Genomic DNA, 23,325 nt, shown 5'->3' on the forward strand with positions numbered 1-23,325 from the left:
GCGCCTGATATGCGACCTCTTCGGGGTACCGGACGAGCAGCGGCCGCGGATGCTGCGCGCGATCGAGGACTCGCTCGACACCGATGTCACCGAGGAACAGGCTGCGGCGACGCGCGACAGCCTGTACGAGGCGATGCAGACCCTCGTGGAGTCCAAGCGCCGGCGACCGGGTGAGGACATGACCAGCGTGCTGGTGACCACTCACCAGGACGACGGCGACCGGCTCAGCGAGGACGAACTGATCTCCACGCTGATCAACATGATCGGAGCGGGATCGGAGACCACCGCCTCCCTCGTCGACCACGCCGTATGCGAACTGCTCACCCACCCCGAACAGTTGGAGGCCGTACGTCGGCAGCCCGAGCTGTGGGAGGAGGTGGTCCAGGAGACGCTGCGGCTGCACGCCCCGATCATGCACCTGCCGCTGCGCTACGCCACCGCCGACATCGACCTCGGCGACGGCGTCGTCATCCGCAAGGGGGAGACGATCGTCATCAACTTCGGTGCCCACGGGCGGGACCCGGGGCTCCACGACGCTCCCTCGACGTTCCACCTCGACCGGGAGGACAAGGCCCACCTCGCCTTCGGACACGGAATCCACTACTGCATCGGCGCACCCCTCGCCAGGCTCGAAGCGACCATCGCACTGCCCGCGCTCTTCGATCGGTTCCCCGACCTCGACCTCGCCGTCGACCACGCCGCCCTCCGGCCCCAGGCGTCCTTCATCGGCAACGACTTCCTGGAGGTCCCCGTCCACCTCCGCAAGCACCCCGTGCGTGCCGGTTGACGGCACGCGGCCGGGGCCCGTGGAAGGGGCGGGGCCGCGGACGGGGGCGAACGGGAAGATCCGCCACCGTCCCGGGACCCCCGCGTGCCCCGGGGTGCCCCCGGGGCCGGTGGCGGACCGATGCCGACCCCGGGCTCAGGCTTTCGTCGCCGCCGCGCCGGCCTGCTTCGACGCGGCCACCGACGCGTGGTACCGCTCCGTCGGGGAGGACGATCCCGAGCCTCTCTTCGACGAGGCGGACACTGCCGTCCGCAGCCAGGACGCCTCGCCCGCGCCGGTCGCCAACGACTGCTGGCCCCCCTCCTCACCCTTGGCCAACGCCACCAGGGCATCTGCGCCAAGCCACGGCTGGAACGCATCCGGGCCCCCGCCGCGGGCTCGGCCACACCATTCCGGAAATGACCGACCAGCAACAGCACCGCACCGCTGCAACAGAGGCCGCCACGGCGGGCGGCCAGCTGGATGCGACGGCGAAACCTACTGCCGTCGCAACGCCGTCGAGCGCTGCTTCTACGCGCGGAAGAACCGTCGCGGCATCGCGACCAGACACGACAAGACTGCTGCGGATGGCGCAGGTTGCGGCGAAGGCGACGTCTGAAATCCGCCAGTATGCTCGCGGTCGGTCGGCCGAGAATCCATTCATGACCGCTGAAGCGCAGGGAATCCGCATCCGGCATCGCGGGCATGTACCGCAGATCCATCCCACCGCCTACGTCGCCGCGACCGCCACGCTCGTCGGTGATGTCCGCGTGGGGCCGAGGTCGCGGGTGATGTACGGTGCGGTGCTCGATGCCGAGGGGTCTCGGATCGAGGTCGGGGAGGCGGCGGTGATCTGCGAGAACGCGGTGTTGCGCGGGTCTGCGGTCGCCGGTGATCAGCCGGTACTTGTCGACGACCACGTCTTCGTGGGGCCGCATGCCACGCTGCTGGGCTGCGAGGTCGGCAGGTGCGTCTATGTGGCGACCGCGGCGACGGTCCTACAGTGCGCACGCTTGGGGGCCGGTTCCGTTGTCGCTGTCGGCGGGCTCGTCCATGCGCGCACCGTTCTGCCGGACGAGTACTTCGTGCCGCCGCACACCGTGGCGCTTGACGCGCCGGTGCGGCTGCTGGCTCCTGGCGATCCGGGCCTGGCCGAGGCCATCGCGCGGGTGGGCTTTGCGCAGGTGGCGTTCGGCGTCGACGCGGAGTGGACCGACCGGATCAGCCGGTACGAGCACATCGCGGAGGTGCGCGTCGCCGAGTTCGGCACGCACACGGACGATCAGGTTCTGAATCCCGGCTATTCCGGCTAGTGCCGCCTCAAGCTGTGTTCACCCTGCCGCGGCGGCAGGATTCCAGTGACTCCAACTTGCTCTTGGTCTTCTTCGTGCGCCCGTGGAGGTGGTATATGGCCTGAACGCTCCAGGCCGAGTCGCAGCGGGCGCCCTGCCAATTGCCAGTCCCACTCATCTCGTTCTCAGCGTGCGGCTTGCGGCTCGGTTCTTCGCGATGTTTCGTGTCTTCTTCTTGTTGCCTGACTCGGCGAGCAGGGCGAGTACCGCCGGCGACGTCGACTCCTGGGCGAGGACGCGTTGCATCCAGTCCGTGACGTGCGCCAACTCGGCCGGTGCCGGCACGTGACCGTCCTCGATGGACAGGTAGAACAGCCAGTCGTGGATGCGGCGGCGGATGAACTCGCGGTATCCCTCCGTCTTGAGCTGGTCGATTTCTGGCAACAGTTCGGCCGACCACTGCCGGAACTCGGCAGGGCCGGTCACCTTCATCGCGATCCTGTCCACGAGGGCGACCACCGCCGTCTTGGACCCCATCTCGTTGGGGTCCCGCAGGATCGTGGCCACGATCGCGCGGTCTCGGTCGCGGCTCACCGAGGAAGCGGTCGCCGAGACGACGCGTCGGTACGCGGACGATCGAACGTGCTCGTCCGCGACGGCATCCTCGACGTCCACGTCGAGGATGCCGGCCCCCGCCAGCAACTCGGTCACATCGGAATGCAATGTCATCGCTTCATCTCTTCTCGCAGGGCCGGACTCCACACCGCGGGCCTCCTCCTCCGGTCCGGACGCTGCTCCAAACGGCAACGGCCCAGATGACGCACCCGCCGTCAGGCGTTGTTGCGGCATGGGAGCCGCAGAATTATGCGGCTCTGACACGCGCCCACCCGTCGCCGTTCGGCTCACCGCTTATCGATCACCACTCACCCGGCGGCCGGGTGGCCGACGCCCCGGGGCCGGCGGTCCGCCTCCGGCCTCCGGATGGTGGCGTTGAGGCAGCCAGGGGATTGCACGCACCTGTCCGCCAAGCGGCCGGGCGTCGGCAGGGAGTTGCGTGGGCCACCGGTGACCCGGGGTGCTCACCCCGCTGCGGTCACCGGAGCCGGCCGCGGGAGAGCCGGGCTCAGTTCCCCACGCCGAGACCGGACATGAACGCGGACGGGTACCGGTCGCCGCGCGCCGCGCCCGGCGGCACCGCCTTGTCGATCTCGGCGAGGTCGTCCGCGGTGAGGTCCAGCTCCATCGCGGGCAGCGCCTCGGCCAGCCGTTCGCGGGTGCGAGCGCCGACCAGCGGCACGATGTCCGCGCCCTGTGCAGCCACCCAGGCGATGGCCAACTGGGCGACGGTGCAGCCCTTCGCCTCGGCGACCCGGCGCAAAGCCTCCACGAGGGTGAGGTTGTGTTCGACGTTTCCACCGGAGAATCGGGGACTGCGGCTGCGGCTGTCGTCGGGGTCGGCGCTGCGCTCGGCCGTCCAGTGCCCGGAGATGAGGCCGCGGCTGAGGACACCGTAGGCGGTCAGGCCGATGCCGAGCTCCCGCAGTGTGGGCAGGACGTCCGCTTCCACCGCCCGGGAGATCAGCGAGTACTCGATCTGCAGGTCGGCGATCGGGTGCACGGCGTGGGCCCGGCGGACTGTCGCCGCATCGACCTCCGAGAGGCCGATGTGCCGCACGTACCCGGCATCGACCATTTCCTTGATCGCGCCCACGGTCTCCTCGATCGGCACCGCCGGGTCGAGCCGGGCGGGACGGTAGATGTCGATGTGGTCGGTGCCCAGCCGGGTCAGCGAGTAGGCCAGGAAGTTCTTCACCGCTTCGGGGCGGCCGTCATGCCCTCCGAAATCGGGCCCCGGCCCCCGCAGCATGCCGAACTTGACGCTCAACTGGTAGCTGTCGCGGTCCCGACCCCGCAGCGCCTCGGCGAGCAGGAGTTCGTTGTGGCCCATGGCGTAGAAGTCGCCGGTGTCGATCAGCGTGACGCCGGCCTCCAGCGCGGCGTGCACGGTGGCGATACTCTCCGCGCGATCAGCCGCGCCGTAAGCGCCCGACATGCCCATCGCACCCAGGCCCAGTGCGGAAACAGTCGGGCCGGTGCTGCCCAGGGTTCGCCTCTGCATCGCGTTCTCCTTCGTCGTCGATCCGGGCACCCACGGTGCCCCTGCGCTGCGACGCACGGGAGCGGAGCGTTCATCCTGGGAGAGCCGCTCCCTGGATCCGCCCGCCACCGGCAGGGACGATGGGGGCATGCAACGTGACCAGCTCGCCGATTTCCTGCGCCGCCGCCGGGAGGCGATGCGCCCGGCCGAGGTCGGCATCGCCGACGGCCCTCGCCGTCGCACCACCGGCCTGCGCCGGGAAGAGGTGGCCACGCTCGCCGGCGTGTCGGTGGACTACGTCGTACGCCTCGAACAGGGCCGCAGCAGCCGGCCATCGGTCCAGCTGCTCGGCGCGCTGGCCCGGGCACTGCGCCTGTCCGACGACGAGCGCGACCATCTGTTCCACTTGGCCGGCCACCGGCCTCCACTGTCCGACGGGGTGGCTCGCCTCGCCCGCGCCGGTCTGATCCGCATGCTCGACCTGCTCGGCGACACCCCGGCCCTGGTGCTGTCCGACCTGGGGGAGGTCCTCGCCCAGAACCGGGCCGCCCTCCTGCTCACGGGCGACCACACCGGCTTCTCCGGCGACCGCCGCTACGCCGCATACCGCTGGTTCACCGACCCGGCGGCCCGCGCCGCCGCCCCGCCCGAGGAGCAGGAGCGCCACGCCCGCCAGCTCGTGGCCGATCTGCGTGCGGTCGTCGGCCGCCGGTCCGGCGACCCGGAGGTCGCCGGACTCGTCGACCGGTTGCAGACCGCCAGCGCCGACTTCCGCCGGCTCTGGGACGAGCACGAGGTGGCGGTCCGGCGCGCCGACCGGAAGACTTTCCTGCATCCACGGGTGGGCCGCCTGCGAATGGAATGCGAAACCTTGGTCACCCCCGACCAGGGGCAGCTGCTGCTGGTGCTCACCCCGGCGGACGCCGAGACCCGCGAGCGGCTGGAGCTGCTGCAGGTGCTCGGCATCGAGGAGTTCCCCACGGGGAGGGCGGGCACGCCCACACGGTGAAGCAGCAGGCGGGCGGGGAACCGGCTGGATCTTCAGCGGCCCGCTCGGCGGGAGCGCTACGGCGGCATGCCACCAGCCAGTTGGAGTTGTGCCAGTGACCGGGCCCTTCCGCCGACGCGGACTCCCTGTGCCCCCACCTGGGGGCAACGTCACACGTACGAGCGCCTCGACCGAGCCGCCGGGCTGCCACTCACACTGGTTGCCCGGCAGCTCAGCCCACGGGCCGGGGCCCCAGGGGTATCGCCTCCAGGACCCCGGGGAATCTGCTCCCTCCGAGGTGCGTACGTGTGACCGTGAACCGGGCTGCGTTCTCCTCGGTGCCGGCCCACCGGTGGAAGCCTGCCTTCTCCAGCACTCGGACCGAGGACGGGTTCGACAGCTCCACGTTGGCGGACACCGTGTGGACATCCGGCGCCGTGAGGGCGAACTCAGTCAGAGCCCGGGTGGCCTCGGGGGCATAGCCCTTGCCACGGCGGGAAGCCACGATGCCGTAGCCGATCTCGAGGACGCCCTCGTCGGGCGGCCAGAACAGGCCGATCGAGCCCACCACCAGGCCGCTCTCGCGCTCGATGATCAGACGGTGACCGTAGGCACCGAACCAGGCGGGGTTCTGGTCGAAGAGGCCCGCGACCACGCGATCGCCTTCGGCGGGAAAGTCGTCCGCCCAGTGCGCGGACCTGGTGTCAGTGAGGATCGCGGTGATCTCGCTCGCCGTCCAGGGCCGCAGGATGAGGCGCTTGGTGGTCAGGTCGGCGTGAGTGGGTGAAGTAGAGGAAGACACGTGTCTCTCCTGGTCGTTGAAGCGACCCGGGCCGCGCTCTGCTGTCGCGCGGGCCGGATGAGGGCATGCTGATGAGGGCCTACGGCGGCCATATTCATCAACCTCCCCATCCCGTGATCACGCGTCTGTCGCGCTGGCGTGAAGGTAGAAGCTGCTCCTCAGCCGACGCAACACCATTTCCTCGCGAGGGTGCTGGCCGCGGTCCTCAACGAGGGGCGTGAGCCGGTGCGCCGTGGTGGTCGGCGGAGGTGATGAGCTGGTCGAGTCGGAGGAGAGTGTGGGTCATTTCCTCGACCTTGGCCGCGAGGCGGTCGCGTTCGCCGCGCAGCATGCGGCGCTGTGCGGCGGTGGTGCGGCCGTTGTTCACGCAGGGCAGCAGTGCGGCAATGGCGCGGCTGCTGAGGCCGGCCGCGTAGAACTGCTGGAACAGGCGTACCACCTCGACGGTTTCCTCGGTGTAGCGGCGCTGTCCCGACGGCGTGCGCTCCGGGCTCAGCAAGCCTTGTTCCTCGTAGTAGCGCAACGCGCGCACGCTCACACCGGCCCGCTGCGCGAGCTCTCCGATCTTCATCGCCTCGTCGCCCCTTCCTGCACTTGACTCTCACGTCGACGTGAGGTTTTAGCGTAGCGGGCATGGACATTCGAAATGAGATTGCCCTGGTCACAGGGGCAAACCGTGGTATCGGGCACAGCTTCGTCACCGAGTTGCGGCGCCGGGGTGCCAAGAAGATCTACGCGGCCGCTCGCCGACCGGAGACCGTCCCCCAGCTGCCCGGTGTCGTCCCGCTGGTACTGGACGTCACCGACGACGCGTCCGTGAACCGGGCAGCGGCCGTGGCCAGCGATACGACACTGCTCGTCAACAACGCCGGGGTGTCGACATTCGCCCGGCTCACCGATGGCGCGGAGGAGGACATCCGGCTGGAGATGGAGACCAACTACTTCGGACCCCTGCGCATGGTGCGTGCCCTCGCGCCGGCCTTGCGCGCCAACGGCGGCGGTGCCGTATTGAACGTGCTGTCCGTCATGGCATGGATGGCGTATGAGCACTCCAACAGCTACGGGGCGTCCAAGGCTGCTGCCTGGGCGCTGACCAACGGCATCCGGTACGAACTCGCCGGTCAGGGAACGCAGGTGACGGCGTTGGCCATGGCAAGTGTCGACACCGAGATGATGGCCGGCATCGAGGACGAGAAGTCGGACCCCGATGTGATCGCCAGGGCGGCGCTGGACGGTCTTGAGGCCGACTCCCTCGAAGTGCTGGCCGACCGGCGGACGGCCCAGTGGAAGTCCCGGCTCGGCGAGGACCCGGCCCTCTTGTATCCGCACTTGTCCGCGCAGGAAGTCGTCGAGGCGTAAACCCCGGCACCGCCCGGGACGGACTGGAATCCCGCACCGTCCCGGGCCCGAGCACCGCTTCTCAACAGTGCTCTATGAGACAGATTTTGGCCGACCAAGGCCAATCCCTGAGCGCAACCGGCTGTACTGAGGGGCTGTACGCCTGTACTGACATGGACGTCCCTGTCCGGGTCGGCCGGTCAGCTGGTCAGCCGGTCAGCCAGGAGTGTGGACTCAGATGATGCCGCTGGTGTAGATCTTCGTGTACGACTGACTGCCGATGAAGGGGTTGTTGACAGCCCAGAGTCGGCCGTCCTGGTACTCCGGCACGTCGAAGTCGCACATGACCCAGCCGCCGGCCTTGCCCCGGCTGTTGAAGCACTCGCGGCCCCAGCGCTCCGGAAGCGTCGACTTGATCGTTCCCGCGACGGACTGCCCGTTCGCTGCCGTGTCCTTGACCCAGACACGGTCTCCATACGCGGCGAAGCACGCCTTCGCGCCGGACGTCGAAACGCACGTGACACCCGACGGGGGCGCGCCACTGGGGGTACCGGTCGCAGCAGCAGCGACGGTTGCCGTCCCGGCGGTGAGGAGAACGGCTGCCGCAGGAACCACCAGCAGCGCGCGTCTCAGCTTCTTCATGTGCTCTCCCTTTGTACGAAAATCCTTCGTGCCGCATCAGCTCGTGACATTCAACATCATGCGCCCGCAACCCCCTGCCGCCCCCGTCCTCCTGGGCGAGGACTGCGAGTTGGGGGTGGAGTGGCGCCGGCTGGGCGGCACGTCATTCGGGTGTGCGGCGGATGCCGGCCTGGTGGGCTCCGGCTTTCCCCGGAGCGGTGACGGCACCTGACGGGAAACTGCTCGGCTGCTCTGCGTACCGAGAGGTTCAGCAACTCCGTCGCCCAGCTGGCGTGACTCCCCGGCTGTGTGGCCAGGTGTGCTGCTTCGGCAGGTTGCAGGCGGCATGCGCCGGCCGCGTGATCCGGCCGCGGGCGGGCTGGGAGCGGCGCGTGCCTTCTATGCGGGGCCGGGCGGTAGGTGGACGGTCATGATCAGATGACAGGTCTCGGTCCCCGAGCCGCGGTAGGTGTGGGAGGTGTCGCCGTCGAAGGTGGCTGTCTGCCCGGTCCCGACCGGGTATTCGGCGTCGTCGACCACGAGCACCATCCGTCCGGCGGTGACGCTGACGGTTTCGGTCACACCGGTTTGGTGGGGGTGGCTGGGGTACTCCTCGCCGGGTTCCAGCGTCCAGCGCCAGACCTCGGTGGCCACCGGGCCGCCGGTGGTCAGCATGAGCCGGGCCTCGCCGCCGCGCTCGCCCTTCCACAGGGGTACGACGGCGTCGGCGCTCACCACCCGGACGCGTTGTTCGGGGCTGCCTTCCATCAGCGCGGAGACGGAGAGGCCGAGGGTGTCGGCGAGGCGGACCAGGGTGGCGAAGTTCGGGTTGCCCTGGGCCTTCTCCAGGGCGACCAGCGAGCCCTTGCTGACCTTCGCGCGCCGGCCGAGTTCGTCCAATGACAGGCCGGCGCGGGTACGGGCCGCGCGGACATTGTGCGCGAGTGTCCGCAATGCCGCCTCGGTCTCGGCCATCGCAATCACCCTCCAAGCAGGTGGACCAGTGCAGTGCACCGCGCGGTCGTTCGGTTGACGGGTTGCGGTCGGTGCGTTGTACGGTGCAGTCGTTCCATTGATAGTAAGGGATGTACCACCCGTGATTGCTCTGCTGCTGGCTGTGGGCAGCTCCCTGGCCTACGGATGCGCCGACTTCCTCGGCGGCCTCGGCGCCCGCAAAGCCCATGTACTGCGCACCGTGCTGATAGCCGCCCCCGCCTCGCTCACCGTCGAGCTGCTGCTGTGGCCTGTTCTCGGCGCCTCCTTCGCCCCCGCGACCCTCGCCTGGGGTGCGGCGTCCGGCGTCGCGTCGGCCGCCGCGTTCGCCCTGCTCTACCGCACGCTCGCCATCGGCCCGATGAACGTCCTCTCGCCGGTCACCGCGCTGGTCTCGGCGATGCTGCCCGTGGGTGTCGGGCTGGTGCAGGGCGAGCACCTGGGGCCGGCCGGGCTCATCGGCCTGCCCCTGGGGCTGGCGGCGGTGGTGCTGGTCAGTGCCGGACAAGGAGGGAAGACGGCCCGCCCGTCGCGCACCGCGCTGCTGCTGGCCTTCGGCGCCGGGGCGGCTATCGCCCTGCAACTGGTCTTTCTGCACCAGGCGCCCTCCGACAGCGGCGTCGGACCGCTGATCATCGGCCGCGCCGTCTCCTCCGCAGTCACGCTGGCTGCGGCCGGGCTGATGTACCGCAGACTCGGCACCGAGAAGCCCGCGTATGCGCTGTCGGCAACGGCCGGCGTGCTGGACTCGGTGGCCAACCTGCTGTTCCTGCTCGCCGCCCGCAGCGGCGACCTGGCCGTCGTCGCTGTGATAACCGCCCTGTATCCGGCGGGCACTGTCCTGCTTGCCCGCAGCGTCCTGGCCGAGCGCATCCACCGCAGGCAGCTGGTCGGCCTGGGCACCGCCGCCGTCGCCGTCAGCCTCCTCGCCCTCACCTGAGCCCCCGGACTCCGTACGGAAGGATGACCGCATCGGCATCTGGAAGATCTGACCACGAGCCCTCTTTCTCACGCTCACATCACCATCGAAATCAGCGAACGGGCAGACGCCGCGTCCCTTCGTGCTCCGGGCCCCGAACGCGTTACCCGCCCGGACCGGTGGCAAGGAGTGCGGGGCTCAGCAGACCGAAGCGGTCGAGCCCATGCGGGGCCGACCTCGTGGGCCGTGGGTCTGGAGCGCTGCGTTCCGATCGCACCCGGAGATGATCCCGTCGAGCCGGATCGTCAGGGCAGTGCGGTGATGTCACAGGACTGCATTCATTGTTACGGGACTGCTTCCCATGGCTGCCTGAACAGGCACGATGTTGTCTTCCAGGGTGCTGCGGTGTCAGGATGCGAGCGTTCGTCGAGAGGGATCAGAAGTTCGGGAGAGGCACGATGGTGCGACTGGCGGACTTGGTGGCTTCCGAGCACATGGCTGCCGAGGTGTCCACGACGTCCCGACAACGCTTCCAGGACTTCCTCGCCGAGTTCCGAGCGTCCGTGGTGCTGGTGCCCTTCGACGACAGTGGAGGACTGTTCTCGACCCGGTTGGGCGGCATCCGCTGGATCATGGCGTTCTCCAACGAGGAAACCCTGTCCCGCTTTTTGCTGATGCAGCACCTGTACGGAGAGCGTGGCTACCGAGCTGTTCTCGGTGCGCGGCTGCTGGATGCCGTCGCCCCAGCCGTACCCGGCCCGTGCGGCATCGCGCTGGACGCCGGAAGTGAGGACGGCTCCATACTGCCGCCGGTGGCGGGTGTCGTACCGGAGCAGGCGACGGTGGAGCAGCGCCTGCGCTCGAAGGTGAACGGATCGCGAGGGGTGAGCGCATGAGCGGCAAGGAACCGGAGCTGGCGGCGCCGAAGCCCGCGCTGAAGCTCATCACCAAGGGGATCAACGACGCCCTCGCGGAGTTGGAAGAGCTCGGCATGGTCGGGGAGGCCGGAGTGGGCAGGGGCTTCTCCGAAGTGGCGCTCAACAGCCTCCAGTTGGGGCATGGCGGACTGACCTCGGCCTTCGGTGACTTCTGTGACCGCTGGGAGTGGGGCGTACGCACCTTGGTACAGGAAGGGAACTCCTTCGCCGAGGGGGTCGGCCTCTCCGCGGGGACGTCGCACCAGCAGGACCAGTACATCCAGGGCGCCTTCAAGGTCGCGGTGAACGCCGGGATGGGCAACCCGTACGCGACCGAGGAGGAGATCACCGGCAAGGACTGGGGCGAGGTGCTGTCCAACAACGCCTACACGCAGATCCGCGACGCCGACTACAGCTCGGAGTCCTTCCAGAAGGCCCGCGAGACCAGCCTCCAGGCGTGGAAGACCGCGGCCTGGGACGCCAGCACAGCGACCGCCTCGCCCGTGACCGACGTCATCGACGCGGCCGGGCTGCGCGACGACATCGATGCGAAGCTGCGCGAGACGATCGGCCCCCCGCCTGCTGAGCAAGCCACTCAACAGCAGGCAGCCACGACGGACAAGCCTTCGTCGGCAGGTGCGGGCTGATGGGGTTCACCGACACTCTCGGCGACATCGTCGACGGCGGGAAGTCACTCGCCAACGACGGTCTCGGTGCTCTCGAGGATGGGTGGGAGAAGGGCAAGCGCGGCGTCGGCGAGTTCGTCGACTGGGGGACGAACCATACCGGGCGCGCCCTGGACGCGGTCGGCGCGGAGGGCGCGGCCGACGCGGTGGAGGACTGGGGCGACGACGCGGCTGCCTCACTGGGCGCGACGGTCGGTGAGCAACAGCTCGGGCAGACCGAGGAGGCGAACGAGCTGGTGCACGGCTCACCCTCCGACATCCGGTCCTCGGCGAAGCACCTGCGGGACTTCCAAAAGGCCTTCGACCTCGTCGGCAAGGGCATGCGCAAGCTCGACTCCTCGCACTGGAAGGGCGAGGCAGCCGAAGCGTTCCGGGACACCTTCCCGATGCATCCGGTGAAGTGGGTGCGCGCGAGCGACGCCTGTGAGAAGGCCGCGGCGGCCCTGGAGTCGTACGCCGACACGGTCGGCTGGGCGCAGCGGGAGGCCAAGCGCGCGGTAACGGAGTACAGGAAAGGGGAGGCGGCGTCGAAGAAGGCGCGGAACGAGGATCCGCCGCCCGACAAGGACCCGGGTGACACCCACCGGGAGGCCGCCGAGGAGATCCTGGGGCGGGCGCGTGACCAGCGCAACGAGGCGGCACGCATCGCGGCGAAGTCGGTGCGCGAGGCACTCGCCCACGCGCCGAAGGAGCCGCCTCCACTGAGCAGGGCCACCGCCACCTACGTGGACGGCATGCAGGCAGGTGCCATCGAGCTGACCCATGTCGCGGGCGGGGTCATCAAAGGCGGTGCGGGCCTCGTCAACTTCGCCCGCGGACTCAACCCGCTGGACGTCTACAACCTGACGCACCCGGCCGCCTACGCGCAGAACGTGAACACCACCCTCGCCGGCCTGGTCTCCACGGCGGCCCACCCGGAGCGCATCCCGCAGGCGCTGGTGGACAGCTTCAAGAAGGACCCCAGCGAAGGGGTGGGGCGTCTCATCCCGGAACTGCTCGGCACCAAAGGACTCGGCGCAGCCCGCACCGGAGTGCGGGTGGCCGCCAAGGAGGGGGCGGAGGCAGCCCGCTACGGGGCTCCTGCCGGTGCGGAGGGCGCCGAGGCCGCCGCCCGCACCGGAGCCCGGGAGGCTTCCGGGGCGGGCCGGGACTGGGGCGACCTGGCGCAGTCCACCGAACGGGTCCAGGAGCGGGCCATCCACTACGACTCGGTCGATCCCGCCAAGGCACAGGAATTCCTGGACGATCAGTTCCCATGGATGCGGGACCTGAACAACCGCTGGGAGCCCGGCTACACCCACAACTGCCCCAACAACGTGGTCACGGTCGACCGGCGGCTGGACGGCCACGAGGTGTCCGCGGCTCCACTGCACGGCGGCGGCGACATGCCCAACTCCGCGTTGGGCAGCGGGCACCCGGACGGCTTCAAGTACTACATGAACAGCTACGACGACATCGTCCGGGACATGGACCAGCGCGGGCCCGACGCGCGCGGTGCCGTGAGCATCCGCCGCGACGACGGCACCGGGCACTTGTTCAACGTCATCAACACACCGCACGGTGTGGCCTTCCTCGACGGCCAGACCGGCACGCTCGCCAGACTCGAACAGGACGTGATACGCATCGGATACATGCCCTACAGAAGTTGACCCGGCCCCTTCGCCTGGCTCCCGCCACCGGCCCGCCGATCTGTTCGCCCCATCACCCGGAAGCCCATGATGATCTCCCACGACGACGCTCTCGAGGCTGCTCGCGCCTTTCTCCGTACCTCTCCGTACGCGGACCAGTTCACGCTGGTCCTGCAACCGGATCTGTCACGCGAGTACGAGAGGGCCTGGGCGATCCGATTCGACTCCCAGGAACACCTGGAGACGGGGGACGAGACGCGGGCGCCGTTCGTCCGCGTCGTCATCGTGCCCAAGGACGGTGCCGCGCCCCACCTGCCGCCGACACACCTGCCGGTGGCCGAGTACGTCCGGAATCTCGACCCCGCACAGCCACCAGCCGGTGCCTGACCCAGGCCAGGACAGACACGTGGACCAGGACAACGCACGAGAGGCCGCCCTCGACTGGCTGCGCGCCACCTACGGGGGGCTGGTCGAACTGCGGGCGGACGAACCGGTCGCCGAGGACGAAGCGAGCCGGCTCTTCGCCTGCCGGGCAGTGCCCCAGCCCGGTTATCCCGGCAGGCCGATGCTGGCCGCCTCGGTCGCCGTGCCCAAGGACGGTGGCAGCCCCTTCCATCCCGCTTCGCACGACCTGTGGGGCGACCTGGCCGAGTTCGCCCGTACGCGTAAGCCGCGTCCGGTCGAGGAGCAGGGGCGTCGGCTCAACGCGCGGGGCTGTGTCGTCGCTGTGGAATGCGGCCTCGCCGGCACTCCGGCAGTGCCGCTGCCCTGGTCGCCCGCGCACGAGGCGCCGGGCTGGTGGGACCTGCTGCTTCGCCGGTACTTCCCTGGCGCCGACCGGCTGACCTGCGCCGATTGGGACGAGGTGATCCGCGCGACGCAGGAGTCGGGACCGGGCACCCGCGGCGTGGTGTGGATCCGGCGACAGGCGTCCGGAATGGAGGTCTCCGGGCACCTTGTGCACGTCCACAACGACGACGGGAAGGTCGTCTTCCTCGACGGTATGACCGGCCGGCTCGCACAGCTGGAGACGGCGGGCGTCCGGTTCCTGAAGTACGCCCGCCGACCCCCCTCGCCCGACCGCCCTCCCGCCCCACCCACACCTGCGTGGCAGCGTCCCGCCGACAGCTTCACCACGGCCGTGGTCAAGGCTGAGACATGGCTGGCGCACACCTACGGGGAACCGGTCGAACTCATCGAGCCGTCCCCTGACGACGAACAGCGGCGCGGCTGGCTGTTCGCCTGCAACACGACGGCATTCCTGGACGGTGGCGACTGGAAGCGGGCCATGCTCGACGCCGCGCTCGTCGTGCCCAAGGACGGATCGCCTCCCTTCAGCCTGCCGAACGCCAACCCATGGCGATGGTTCGACGCCTGGGACCGGGGCGCCGAACCGGGCGACGACGGCCTGCCGGTGCCCCCGAGCCCGACCACCGCTGCATGGCTACCGCCCACACTGGAGCAGCTCGGCGAACTGCGCTCGGTCTCCACGCACACCGATCTCGCAGCCGTGCTGGACGAACTGGCCACCCTGCCACCCGGCGCCCGCGCACTCGTGTGGGTCCGCCGCCTCGATGCGCGGGGCCGGGAGAGCGTGGGGCTCCTGCTGAACGCCTTCCGCACAGCGGAGGGCCGCACGGCTCTCGTCGACAGCTCATCGGAACCGGTGACAGACCTGAACGCTTTGGACGCCTGCGGATTCCGACTGCTGCGATACCGCTGACCGCCCCTCGGCAGGAGACCTGCGGTTGTGGTGCCGGATCACCTGCCGCAGTCCCGGAATGAGCCTGCGGGTTCCGAGAGCTGCCGTCTCAGCAGGGCGGCGTCCGGCGTCTCCACCCGGACGCTCTCTGCCCGCTTTCACTGGAGGAGGTGGACCACCCGGTGCAGCACCTCGGTCGCTGCCGGGGCGTCCACGAGGGCCACTCACCCTCGTCGGAGGTGGTGCAGGCCGCGGCGACCGCCGCTTCCGCCGATGAAGAGCGTGGAGTGGCGGGTCCTTCCCCGGATTGGGCTGAATGTGCCCGTATGGTGATGCTCGGGAATGGCCACTCTTGTGTTGGACCCCGTCACACTGTGCTGCAACGCGATCCGAGGAGCGTGCATGGGCCGGGCGGCATACCACTTCACCATCGTCGGCGGTGGCTCCGCGAGGCGTGCCCCGGCGAACCGGTTGAGCGCGGGCGCCTTGATGAGGCCGGCCGAGGAGTCCACCGAGGTGGTCCTCGGCGACGCTCGGCTGCCGCCGTCCACCGCCGCCTACCACCGGTACCGCGCAGCGGAGGTGTGAGACTTTGTCGACAGACGGAGACAACGGCCCAAGCGGCGAAGACACCCCCCGGACGAAGCTGCCGACGGCGGTCACCGAGCCCGACGACGGCATCCGGCTGAAGCCGACCGTCTTCTTCGGGGCGTCCCTGCTGATCCTCGCCATCTCGGCCTGGGCGATCATCACGCCGTCCGGCGCCGAGAACGCCCTCGGCGTGACGGTCGAGAAGATCTCATCCTGGTTCGGCTGGTACTACTTCCTCGCCGCCACGCTGTATCTGGTCTTCGTGGTGATTGTGGGCTTGTCCCGGTACGGCGGCATCAAGCTGGGGCCCCAGCAGTCCACGCCGGACTACGGGGTGTTCGCCTGGGCGGCCATGCTGTTCGCCGCGGGGATCGGCATCGACCTGATGTTCTTCTCCGTGGCCGGGCCGGTCACCCACTATCTCGCTCCTCCGGAGGGAGAGGCCCAGACCATCGAGGCGGCCCGGCAGGCCGTGGTGTGGACGCTCTTCCACTACGGCGTCACCGGCTGGGCCATGTACGCCCTGATGGGCATGGTCCTCGGCTACTTCGCCTTCCGCTACCGGCTGCCGCTGGCCATTCGGTCCGCGCTCTACCCCATCATCGGTCGGCGCATCCACGGCCGGATCGGCGACACGGTCGACCTCGCCGCCATCATCGGTACGGTCTTCGGCATCTCGGTGTCCCTGGGCATCGGCGTGGTGCAGCTCAACTACGGCCTGGACTATCTCTTCGGGGTGGACGAGGGCCTGCCGGCGCAGATCGGCCTGATCATCGTGGCCGTGGCGATGGCCACGGTGTCCGCCGCGGCGGGCGTGGACAAGGGCATCCGGCGGCTGTCTCAGCTCAACGTGCTGCTCGCCATCCTGCTGATGCTCTACATCCTCTTCGTGGGCAGCCCTATCCGGCTGCTGAACGCGCTGATCCTCAACGTCGGCGACTACGTCAGCCGCTTCCCGTCGATGACGCTCAACACCTTCGCATGGGACCAGCCGACCGACTGGCTCAACTCCTGGACGCTCTTCTTCTGGGCCTGGTGGATCGCCTGGGCGCCGTTCGTCGGGCTCTTCCTTGCGCGGATCTCCCGCGGCCGGACCATCCGGCAGTTCGTGGCGGCCACGCTGGTGATCCCGCTGCTGTTCACCCTGATCTTCCTCTCCGTCTTCGGCAACAGCGCGCTGGGCATCATCCGCGACGGCAACACCCAGTTCGGCCGGACCGCCATGGACGCTCCCGAGCAGGGCTTCTACGGGCTGCTCGCGCAGTACCCCGGGGCGACCTTCAGCGCCGGGCTGGCCACCTTCGTCGGGTTGCTGCTCTATGTCACCTCCGCGGACTCCGGGGCGCTGGTGATGGGCAATCTCAGCTCGCATCTGCCCACCCCGATCACCGACACCAAGGCGTGGCTGCGGATCTTCTGGGCCGCGGCGACCGGCCTGCTCACCCTCGCCATGCTGCTGGTCGGCGGTGTGGACGCGCTGACCAACGCGACGATCGTGATGGGCCTGCCGTTCTCCTTCGTGATGTTCCTGATCATCGGGGGCCTCTACAAGGCGCTACGGTTCGAACACATGCGGGAGGCCGCGCAGGTCACCACGATGCCGTCATCGCTCTCGGGGCGGACCACGCACCACGGCGCGGTCGCCGAGCGGCACTGGCGGCAGCGGCTCGCCCGGGCGATGAGTTTCCCCGGCCGCCGTACCGCCTCGCGGTTCGCGGACGAGGTGGCCCGCCCGGCTCTGGAGGAGGTCGCCGGGGAACTGCAACTCCAGGGTGTCGGGGCCACGGTCGAGGAGGAGCGGGACGAGGAGATCACCCTGCCGAGTCTGGGGCTGCGGGTGCCGATCGGCGAGCAGGAGGAATTCACCTACTGGCTCCGGCCGGTCGAGGTGCCGGCCCCCGCCTTCGCCACCCGTACGGTCACCGAGCACGACACCTATGTGCGGTACGAGGTCCATCTGCCGCAGGGCAGCCAGGGCTACAACGTCATGGGGTACAGCCGGGAACAGCTCATCGGGGACATCCTCGACCAGTACGAGCGGCACATGGAGTTCCTGCGCCTGCACCGGGAGGCGACCGCCCGCTCGGCCATCCCCGGACACCGGCCCGACACACCGGAGGCGGAGGCACCCCCGGAGGAGGGGTACTGAGTCGACGCCGAGGCATCACTCGCCGACGTCCCTCGGGGCAGGTTCGTGACCCGTGCCACCTGCGAAAGCGCCGGCCAGGCGGTCGTCCATCTCCCTCCCACCACCGGCGTGACCTGCATCGGGCCTCGTCACCGACACGCAAGAACGGGCATCAGCCCGATGGGCGCAGACCAGCTACGGACGTACCGCCACCGCGTCCACCTCGAACAGCATTCCCGGCAGCGCGAGCGACGCCACGCCGCTCAACGTCTGGGCGGGCAGCCTGTCGCCGAAGCGGGCGTGCAGCGCCTTGCCGAGGATTTCCAGCTTTTCGAGGTCGTGGTCGACGATGAAGGTACCGAGACGGACCACGTGCTCGAACCCGAGGCCGACCCCTTCCAGCGCCGACCGCAGTCGGTCGAAGGCCAGGTCGACCTGGGTCGCGAAGTCCCCGGGCACTGGAGCGCCGGCGGAGTCGGAGGCGTACTGGCCGCCGATGAAGACGAGCTCACCGGGTGCTGAGACCGCATGACTGTAGCCGAAGGGCGTCGGGTCGTGGAGGGTGGGCGGGTTGGTGATGGCGCGCTGATCAGTCGTCATACCTGTGCCGAACACCCGCAGGGGTCCTCCCATTCCACGCGGCAGGCCCTCCGCGTCTCGAGCCGAGCCCCGCTGGCCCTCCAACTCACACTCCGGCGGACCGAAGTACCTGTGGCAGAACCCTGTCTTTCCGGATGGTGTCGAGTTGGAACGGCTTCCGCTCGATCTCCTTCGGGCGGGTATCGAGACGGGGCACGAGCGGGGCCTTCGGGTCACCGTCCACACCACCCAGCAAGCCGCGGCACGCCAGGCGCTCGAGGCCGGGGCGGACGGCCTGGAGCACGGTGTCACCGTGGAGCCCCTCACCGACCACTCGCTCATCGACCTGATGCTCGAACGCGGCATCACCTACACACCCACGCTCTGGATCGACGACGTCCACCCGGACGCCCGTGACAATCTCCAGAAGGTCGCCGAGGCCGGCGTGGACGTCGCGCTGGGCAGCGACACGTTCAGCGGCCGGGGCCTGTTCGGAGCCAACACCCTGGAAGAGGCCGAACTCATGGTGGCGGCCGGGATGACACCCACCCAGGTGCTGGCCGCCGGCACCATCGGCGCGGCACGGCAGTGTGTCCGCCCCGACCTCGGCACGGTGGCCCTGGCAAGCGCGCCGACCTGCTCGTGCTGAACGCCGATCCCACCGCGGACATCGGCAGCCTGCGCGACCTCAGCATGGTGATCCTGAACGGCGAACTCGCCGTCGACAAGCGCTAGCCGCGCGGTGGCGGGTCCTCCGATCGCGGTCGGAGCCGCAGCTGGCCCGGGGGGCCCGGGAGGGGGACTCCGTTGCTGTCTGTTTCGTTTCCGCAGGCCCGTGCAGCCTTCGGTCAGGCCCGCAGTGCGTCGATCGCGGTATCGATCGCGGCCAGGGCCGCGGTCCTGTCGAGACCTGCCCTCGATACGAGCGAAAGTCCTTGGACGACGTAGAGCAGTAGCTGGGCTTGGGCCTCGGGGCGGGCGGTGCCGGTGACTTCACCGGCGGCCTGTGCGCGGCGCAGGGCGTCGGTGAGGATATCCGTGAACCGGCGATATGAGCGGGTGACGACTTGTGTGGCTTCGCTGTCGTGGGGGACGAGCTCCGCGGTGGTGTTGCCGACCAGGCAGCCCTGCGGTACGCCCATGTCGGAGATGAGCTCATCCAGGCGTGCCGGGTGGGTCAGGATCTCGCGCAGCGCCGGCAGGAGCGGGGTGGTGTCGAGCGAGGCGATCAGGTGTCGCTCGTACACCTCCCAGTAGAGCCTGACGGCGTCGAGGTAGAAACGGCGTTTGTCCCCGAAGGTTCCGTAGAGGCTGCCGCGTTCGACGGCCAGTGCGTCGACCAGGTCCTGGATCGATGTCGCCCCGTACCCCCGGGACCAGAACAGCTCAAGTGCCCGCGTCAGCGTCTGGTCCTTGTCGAATCCACGGGGCCGTCCGGTTCGTGCCACGTGTCCGACACTACAACTTCTTGACAGGGCGTTCAAGAAGTCGTAGCTTCCCTGGCATGTTTTTTGGAACGGTCGCACAGAAGTCGGCCGACCACTGCCGGCCGCGAAGGGCGCAGCAATGGAATTCGCAGGAAAGACAGCACTCGTCACCGGGTCCGGCGCGATCGGCGGACTCGGGCACACGACGGCCGGAGTACTGGCCGCCGGGGGAGCCGACCTGATCCTCACCGGCACCGATCCGGAGCGCGGAGCCCAGGTCGTCGAGGACCTTCGCGCGGCCGGTGGCGCGGCCACCGGAGCGGTGCGTTTCGTCGCGGCCGACCTGACCGACCCGTCAGCCGTGCAGCAGCTGGCCGAGGATGCCGGAGCCGTTGACATATTGATCAACAACGCGAGCGTCATGACGTTCGGCCCGACCACCGAGCAGGACCTGGCCGGCCATGACACCGCCTTCGCGGTCAACGTACGCGCGCCGTTCCTGCTCACCGCGCTGCTCGCGCCGAAGATGGCCGCCAACGGCGGCGGCAGCATCGTCAACGTCAGCTCCACCGCGGCCGGCCTCGGCATGCCGGGAATGGCCGTGTACGGCGCCACCAAGGCGGCGGTCGAGTCGTTGACCCGCACCTGGGCGGCGGAGTTCGCCCCGTCGAACGTGCGGGTCAACGCTGTCGCTCCCGGCCCGATGCACACCTCGAAGGTGGTCGCGGCGATGGGCCCGGACATGGGCGGCATGGGCCTGACCACCGCGCTCAAGCGCACCGCCGATCCGACCGAAGTGGCGCACGTGGTCGCCTTTCTCGCCGGTGACCGAGCCAGCTATATGACCGGGGCGGTCGTGGCCGCCGACGGCGGCCGAACCGCGATCTGAGCCGAGGCCGGCCGCCGCCTCACCATGCCGCTGCCGACGGGGACAGCCCGTCGTCGCGTCGATTCACGCGCCACGGCGCCGAGTGAAGAAAAGGGAATCATGGGTCGTCTTGCGGGAAAGTACGCACTGATCACAGGAGGGACGAGCGGCATAGGGCTGGAGACCGCGCGTGAGTTCCTCGCCGAAGGAGCGTCCGTCGCGATCACCGGCCGCTCGCAGGAAAGACTGGAAGAGGCCGCCCGGCAATTGGACGGACCACTGCTGCCCATCGTCAGCGACGCCGGCGATGTACCCGGCCAGGCGGCGCTCGCAGCGCGGCTTCAGGCGGAATGGCCGAAGCTTGACATCCTGATGAGCAACGCCGCCGACATCACCCATCTCCCGATCGAGGAATGGACCGAGGAGGCGTTCGACAGACTCCTCGCCACCAATCTCAAAGCGCCGTTCTTCCTGGTCAAGGCCCTGTTGCCGCTCTTTTCGCGGCAGTCCTCGGTCATCCTCGTCGGTTCGGTCTCCGCATTCGTCGGACACGAGAACGCGACGGTCTACGGTGCGGCCAAGGCGGGTCTGCTGTCCTATGCCCGCGGGCTGACCCACGAGCTGAAGGAGCGGGGCGTTCGCGTCAACGGACTGAGCCCGGGGCCGACCGTCACCAACGCGTTCTCGCCGCTCGGCGCGGAACGGCAAGCCGCCGTCTACGAGGAACTCCGGCGGACCGTGCCGCTTCACCGGCTGGGGACCGCCACGGAGATGGCGAAGGCAGCTGTGTATCTCGCCTCGGACGAGTCCGCCTACACCGTTGGCACCGTGCTGCGCGTCGATGGCGGCATCGGGGAGCTCGCCTACTGAAGCGTGTTGCGGAAGGCCGGAGGGCCGGGGGAGGGGCAGGTCGGAGCCGGAGAGTTCCGAAGCCCCCGGCGAAGGCGGGGCCGGGGGCGAGCTCGCCCCCGGCCGTATCGGTGTCTGACCACCGCTCACACCGGAGCCAGGCCGCGCCTGAGGGCGGGACCTGGCCCGTTGGCTGTCCATGCTGGGCCCAGGCAGGTTGCTGTGCACGCTGAGCTCACTCAGGCGGGGGCGGCGCCGTGCTCTTTCTGACGATCAGACTGGTGGCCAGTTCGAGTCTGGTGGTCACCGGTTCCTGTGCGCGCAGGCGCAGCAGCATATGGACCGCCTCCTCGGCCATCTGCCGCAGCGGCTGGTGCACGGTCGTGAGTGCCGGGCTGGACCATCGGGCGACGGGGACGTCGTCGTAGCCGACCACGGAAAGATCGTGCGGGACGCGCAGGCCGCTGACCCGTGCGGCCTCCAGGGTGCCCAGCGCCTGAAGGTCGCTGCCCGCGAAGACGGCGGTCGGCCGCTCGGGAAGGGCGAGCAGCTTCATGGCCCGGTCGTAGCCGCCCTCGACGTGGAAGTCCCCGTACTGGACCAGGGCCGGGTCGGTTTCCAGTCCCGCCATGCTCATCGCCGAGCGGTATCCGTCGAGGCGGGCCAGGGAGCAGAGCATGTCGTCGGGGCCGGTGATGATGCCGATGCGGCGGTGCCCGGAATCGATGAGGTGCCGTGTCGCCGCGACCCCTCCGCTCCAGTTCGCGGAGCCGACCGAGGGCACGTCGGGGTCGGGATCCCCGGCCGGGTCGATGATGACGAACGGGATGGCACGGGAGTGCAACTGCTGCTTGACCTCGGCCGGGAGGGCTGAGAAGACGAGCACCACGCCGAGCGGTCTGCGTTGCAGCACCCCCTCGATCCACTCGGGGCCGGGAGCGTGCCGGGTGCCGCTCTCGGTGAGAACCACGCTGGCCTGATGCGCCTTGGCGACGTTCTCCACGCCGCGGATCAGCTCCATGGCCCAGATGCTGTCGAGTTCGTGGAAGACGAGCTCGATGAGGGGGGCCTCCCGGGCCGCACGTGTGGTGCGCCGATAGGCATGGGTCTCCAGCAGACGCTCCACCTTGACCCGTGTGGGGGCAGCGACGTCCTGGCGCCCGTTGAGCACCTTCGAAACTGTCGAAATGGAGACACCGGCCTTCTCGGCCACCTGAGCCAGGGTGATGCGGCCCAACTCCTCGTCATCGCGCATGGTGAGGAGCATAGGCCACGCTCAACTTCGGCCGCAGCATAACGAGTTAGTAACTGGGTGAGCGAGGGTTGACCCTCTGGGGGCCGCGCTCTAGCGTCCCGACGCAAGAAGTTTCGGTGATAGCACCGAAATATTTTCGAGAGGCGATGCGATGAGGCAACGCGCACGGTTCCCGAGGTCCTCCGCCGGTGCCGCAGCCCTGGCCCTGGCGCTCTCCCTGTCCGCATGCGGGGGAGGCTCCGGCTCGGCGGGCGGGGACGACGGCAAGATCCACGTCCTGGTGTACGGCGACGCCACGAACAAGGTGGAGAAGCAGCTCATCGCCGACTTCAACAAGACCTCGGACGTCAAGGCGGTGCTGGACACCATCCCGGGCGCCGACTACCAGGCCAAGCTTCAGACGATCATCAACAGCAAGCAGGCACCCGACATCTTCTTCAACTGGGGCGGCGGCAGCATCAAACCGTTCGTCGAGGCGGGGCTGCTGCTGCCGCTGGACGACTTCATCGCCAAGGACCCCGGTCTGAAGAAGAAGTTCCTGCCCTCGGTGTTCAACAGCGCCGTGGTGGACGGCAAGGCGTACGGCATCCCCATGCGCGGCACCCAGCCCGTGCTGCTCTTCAGCAACAAGAAGGTACTCAAGGACGCCGGCGTCCGGCAGCCGGAGACCTGGGAGGACCTGCTGGCCGCCGTCAGAAAGCTCAAGGCCGAAGGTGTCACACCGATCGCCCTGGGCGGCGGGGACAAGTGGCCCACCCTGATGTGGTTCGAGTACCTCTACGACCGGGTGGCGGGACCGGGGCTGTTCCAAAAGGCCCTCGACGGGGACAAGGACGCCTGGGCCGGCGCCGGGAGCAGGAAAGCCCTCGGCATGCTCC

At 69.2% G+C, this 23,325-nt stretch carries 26 protein-coding genes; 17 read left to right on the forward strand and 9 right to left on the reverse strand.

All coding sequences use genetic code 11. The annotated features are described in order from the left end of the window. Together KBY19_RS30715 and KBY19_RS30720 are read left to right on the forward strand one after the other, a co-directional pair. Nucleotides 1-787 (forward strand): cytochrome P450 (locus KBY19_RS30715; protein WP_210967155.1); only part of this gene is annotated, 787 nt, incomplete at its 5' end. 398 nt (nt 788-1,185) lie between these two features. Then, entirely contained in the window at nt 1,186-2,079 is an 894-nt protein-coding gene (locus tag KBY19_RS30720; protein ID WP_247691599.1) for a gamma carbonic anhydrase family protein, read from the forward strand. Nucleotides 2,080-2,232: 153 nt separating this feature from the next. Here KBY19_RS30720 and KBY19_RS30725 read toward each other — a convergent pair whose 3' ends face one another. Together KBY19_RS30725 and KBY19_RS30730 are read right to left on the reverse strand one after the other, a co-directional pair. Next, nucleotides 2,233-2,787: a hypothetical protein gene (locus KBY19_RS30725; RefSeq protein WP_210967156.1), complete on the reverse strand. Its 555-nt coding sequence runs from the start codon at nt 2,785-2,787 to the stop codon at nt 2,233-2,235. A 394-nt stretch (nt 2,788-3,181) separates the two neighbouring features. Then, complete coding sequence (locus KBY19_RS30730; RefSeq protein ID WP_210967157.1) at nt 3,182-4,177, reverse strand: aldo/keto reductase; 996 nt, start codon at nt 4,175-4,177, stop codon at nt 3,182-3,184. A gap of 127 nt (nt 4,178-4,304) precedes the next feature. Between KBY19_RS30730 and KBY19_RS30735 the strand changes: the two genes are divergently transcribed. Beyond that, nucleotides 4,305-5,165: a helix-turn-helix transcriptional regulator gene (locus KBY19_RS30735; protein ID WP_210967158.1), complete on the forward strand. Its 861-nt coding sequence runs from the start codon at nt 4,305-4,307 to the stop codon at nt 5,163-5,165. 211 nt (nt 5,166-5,376) lie between these two features. Here KBY19_RS30735 and KBY19_RS30740 read toward each other — a convergent pair whose 3' ends face one another. Both KBY19_RS30740 and KBY19_RS30745 read right to left on the reverse strand, forming a co-directional pair. Beyond that, nucleotides 5,377-5,946 (reverse strand): GNAT family N-acetyltransferase, encoded by a 570-nt coding sequence (locus KBY19_RS30740; protein WP_210967159.1) that lies wholly within the window; start codon nt 5,944-5,946, stop codon nt 5,377-5,379. Between the two features lie 205 nt (nt 5,947-6,151). Beyond that, nucleotides 6,152-6,517 (reverse strand): MerR family transcriptional regulator, encoded by a 366-nt coding sequence (locus KBY19_RS30745; RefSeq protein ID WP_099877128.1) that lies wholly within the window; start codon nt 6,515-6,517, stop codon nt 6,152-6,154. Between the two features lie 62 nt (nt 6,518-6,579). On the opposite strand from KBY19_RS30745, the gene KBY19_RS30750 reads away from it, so the two are divergent. Then, nucleotides 6,580-7,305, forward strand: coding sequence for an SDR family oxidoreductase (locus KBY19_RS30750; RefSeq protein ID WP_099877125.1), 726 nt, complete (start codon nt 6,580-6,582; stop codon nt 7,303-7,305). 213 nt (nt 7,306-7,518) lie between these two features. On the opposite strand, the gene KBY19_RS30755 is transcribed toward KBY19_RS30750, so the two are convergent. Further along, nucleotides 7,519-7,926 (reverse strand): hypothetical protein, encoded by a 408-nt coding sequence (locus KBY19_RS30755; RefSeq protein ID WP_099877123.1) that lies wholly within the window; start codon nt 7,924-7,926, stop codon nt 7,519-7,521. A gap of 43 nt (nt 7,927-7,969) precedes the next feature. On the opposite strand from KBY19_RS30755, the gene KBY19_RS30760 reads away from it, so the two are divergent. After that, on the forward strand, nt 7,970-8,137 hold the full coding sequence (locus KBY19_RS30760; RefSeq protein WP_180289524.1) for a hypothetical protein: 168 nt from the start codon (nt 7,970-7,972) through the stop codon (nt 8,135-8,137). Nucleotides 8,138-8,304: 167 nt separating this feature from the next. Here KBY19_RS30760 and KBY19_RS30765 read toward each other — a convergent pair whose 3' ends face one another. Then, a complete protein-coding gene (locus KBY19_RS30765; RefSeq protein WP_210967160.1) occupies nt 8,305-8,880 on the reverse strand; it encodes a helix-turn-helix domain-containing protein in 576 nt (191 codons plus the stop codon). A gap of 121 nt (nt 8,881-9,001) precedes the next feature. On the opposite strand from KBY19_RS30765, the gene KBY19_RS30770 reads away from it, so the two are divergent. The 8 genes from KBY19_RS30770 (at nt 9,002) to betT (ending at nt 17,490) form a co-directional block, all read left to right on the forward strand. After that, nucleotides 9,002-9,838, forward strand: a complete 837-nt coding sequence (locus tag KBY19_RS30770) for a DMT family transporter (RefSeq protein ID WP_099877117.1) — start codon at nt 9,002-9,004, stop codon at nt 9,836-9,838. A gap of 437 nt (nt 9,839-10,275) precedes the next feature. Beyond that, complete coding sequence (locus KBY19_RS30775) at nt 10,276-10,713, forward strand: SseB family protein (RefSeq protein ID WP_185015964.1); 438 nt, start codon at nt 10,276-10,278, stop codon at nt 10,711-10,713. After that, on the forward strand, nt 10,710-11,381 hold the full coding sequence (locus KBY19_RS30780; RefSeq protein ID WP_210967161.1) for a hypothetical protein: 672 nt from the start codon (nt 10,710-10,712) through the stop codon (nt 11,379-11,381). Before KBY19_RS30775 ends, KBY19_RS30780 begins: the two co-directional genes overlap by 4 nt. Next, the gene (locus KBY19_RS30785) at nt 11,381-13,069 is read left to right on the forward strand and encodes a putative T7SS-secreted protein (RefSeq protein WP_210967162.1); all 1,689 of its coding nucleotides are present in this window, start codon (nt 11,381-11,383) and stop codon (nt 13,067-13,069) included. The genes KBY19_RS30780 and KBY19_RS30785 overlap by 1 nt, the downstream gene beginning before the upstream one ends. Before the next feature lie 66 nt (nt 13,070-13,135). Continuing rightward, nucleotides 13,136-13,435 (forward strand): YrhB domain-containing protein, encoded by a 300-nt coding sequence (locus KBY19_RS30790; RefSeq protein WP_099877109.1) that lies wholly within the window; start codon nt 13,136-13,138, stop codon nt 13,433-13,435. Nucleotides 13,436-13,454: 19 nt separating this feature from the next. After that, nucleotides 13,455-14,771 carry a YrhB domain-containing protein gene (locus KBY19_RS30795; RefSeq protein WP_185015962.1) on the forward strand — a complete coding sequence of 439 codons (1,317 nt, stop codon included), beginning with the start codon at nt 13,455-13,457 and terminating at the stop codon, nt 14,769-14,771. Nucleotides 14,772-15,152: 381 nt separating this feature from the next. Further along, nucleotides 15,153-15,338, forward strand: a complete 186-nt coding sequence (locus tag KBY19_RS30800; RefSeq protein WP_210967163.1) for a hypothetical protein — start codon at nt 15,153-15,155, stop codon at nt 15,336-15,338. A 4-nt stretch (nt 15,339-15,342) separates the two neighbouring features. Further along, nucleotides 15,343-17,490, forward strand: coding sequence for a choline BCCT transporter BetT (gene betT / locus KBY19_RS30805; RefSeq protein WP_282107132.1), 2,148 nt, complete (start codon nt 15,343-15,345; stop codon nt 17,488-17,490). A 174-nt stretch (nt 17,491-17,664) separates the two neighbouring features. Here betT and KBY19_RS30810 read toward each other — a convergent pair whose 3' ends face one another. Further along, the gene (locus tag KBY19_RS30810) at nt 17,665-18,069 is read right to left on the reverse strand and encodes a RidA family protein (RefSeq protein WP_210967164.1); all 405 of its coding nucleotides are present in this window, start codon (nt 18,067-18,069) and stop codon (nt 17,665-17,667) included. A 145-nt stretch (nt 18,070-18,214) separates the two neighbouring features. Between KBY19_RS30810 and KBY19_RS30815 the strand changes: the two genes are divergently transcribed. Continuing rightward, entirely contained in the window at nt 18,215-18,697 is a 483-nt protein-coding gene (locus KBY19_RS30815; RefSeq protein WP_247691600.1) for an amidohydrolase family protein, read from the forward strand. Between the two features lie 199 nt (nt 18,698-18,896). Here KBY19_RS30815 and KBY19_RS30820 read toward each other — a convergent pair whose 3' ends face one another. After that, on the reverse strand, nt 18,897-19,496 hold the full coding sequence (locus tag KBY19_RS30820) for a TetR/AcrR family transcriptional regulator (RefSeq protein ID WP_099877088.1): 600 nt from the start codon (nt 19,494-19,496) through the stop codon (nt 18,897-18,899). Nucleotides 19,497-19,614: 118 nt separating this feature from the next. Between KBY19_RS30820 and KBY19_RS30825 the strand changes: the two genes are divergently transcribed. Further along, on the forward strand, nt 19,615-20,364 hold the full coding sequence (locus tag KBY19_RS30825) for an SDR family NAD(P)-dependent oxidoreductase (protein WP_099877085.1): 750 nt from the start codon (nt 19,615-19,617) through the stop codon (nt 20,362-20,364). A gap of 99 nt (nt 20,365-20,463) precedes the next feature. Next, entirely contained in the window at nt 20,464-21,213 is a 750-nt protein-coding gene (locus tag KBY19_RS30830; protein WP_099877082.1) for an SDR family oxidoreductase, read from the forward strand. Nucleotides 21,214-21,427: 214 nt separating this feature from the next. Here the strand turns inward: KBY19_RS30830 and KBY19_RS30835 are convergent, their stop codons facing one another. Further along, complete coding sequence (locus KBY19_RS30835) at nt 21,428-22,459, reverse strand: LacI family DNA-binding transcriptional regulator (protein WP_099877080.1); 1,032 nt, start codon at nt 22,457-22,459, stop codon at nt 21,428-21,430. A 139-nt stretch (nt 22,460-22,598) separates the two neighbouring features. On the opposite strand from KBY19_RS30835, the gene KBY19_RS30840 reads away from it, so the two are divergent. Beyond that, a partial coding sequence (locus KBY19_RS30840) for an ABC transporter substrate-binding protein (RefSeq protein WP_210967165.1) occupies nt 22,599-23,325 on the forward strand: 727 nt, incomplete at its 3' end.

Origin of the sequence: Streptomyces sp. B15, assembly GCF_018070605.1 — a bacterium.
Taxonomy (GTDB): domain Bacteria; phylum Actinomycetota; class Actinomycetes; order Streptomycetales; family Streptomycetaceae; genus Streptomyces; species Streptomyces smyrnaeus.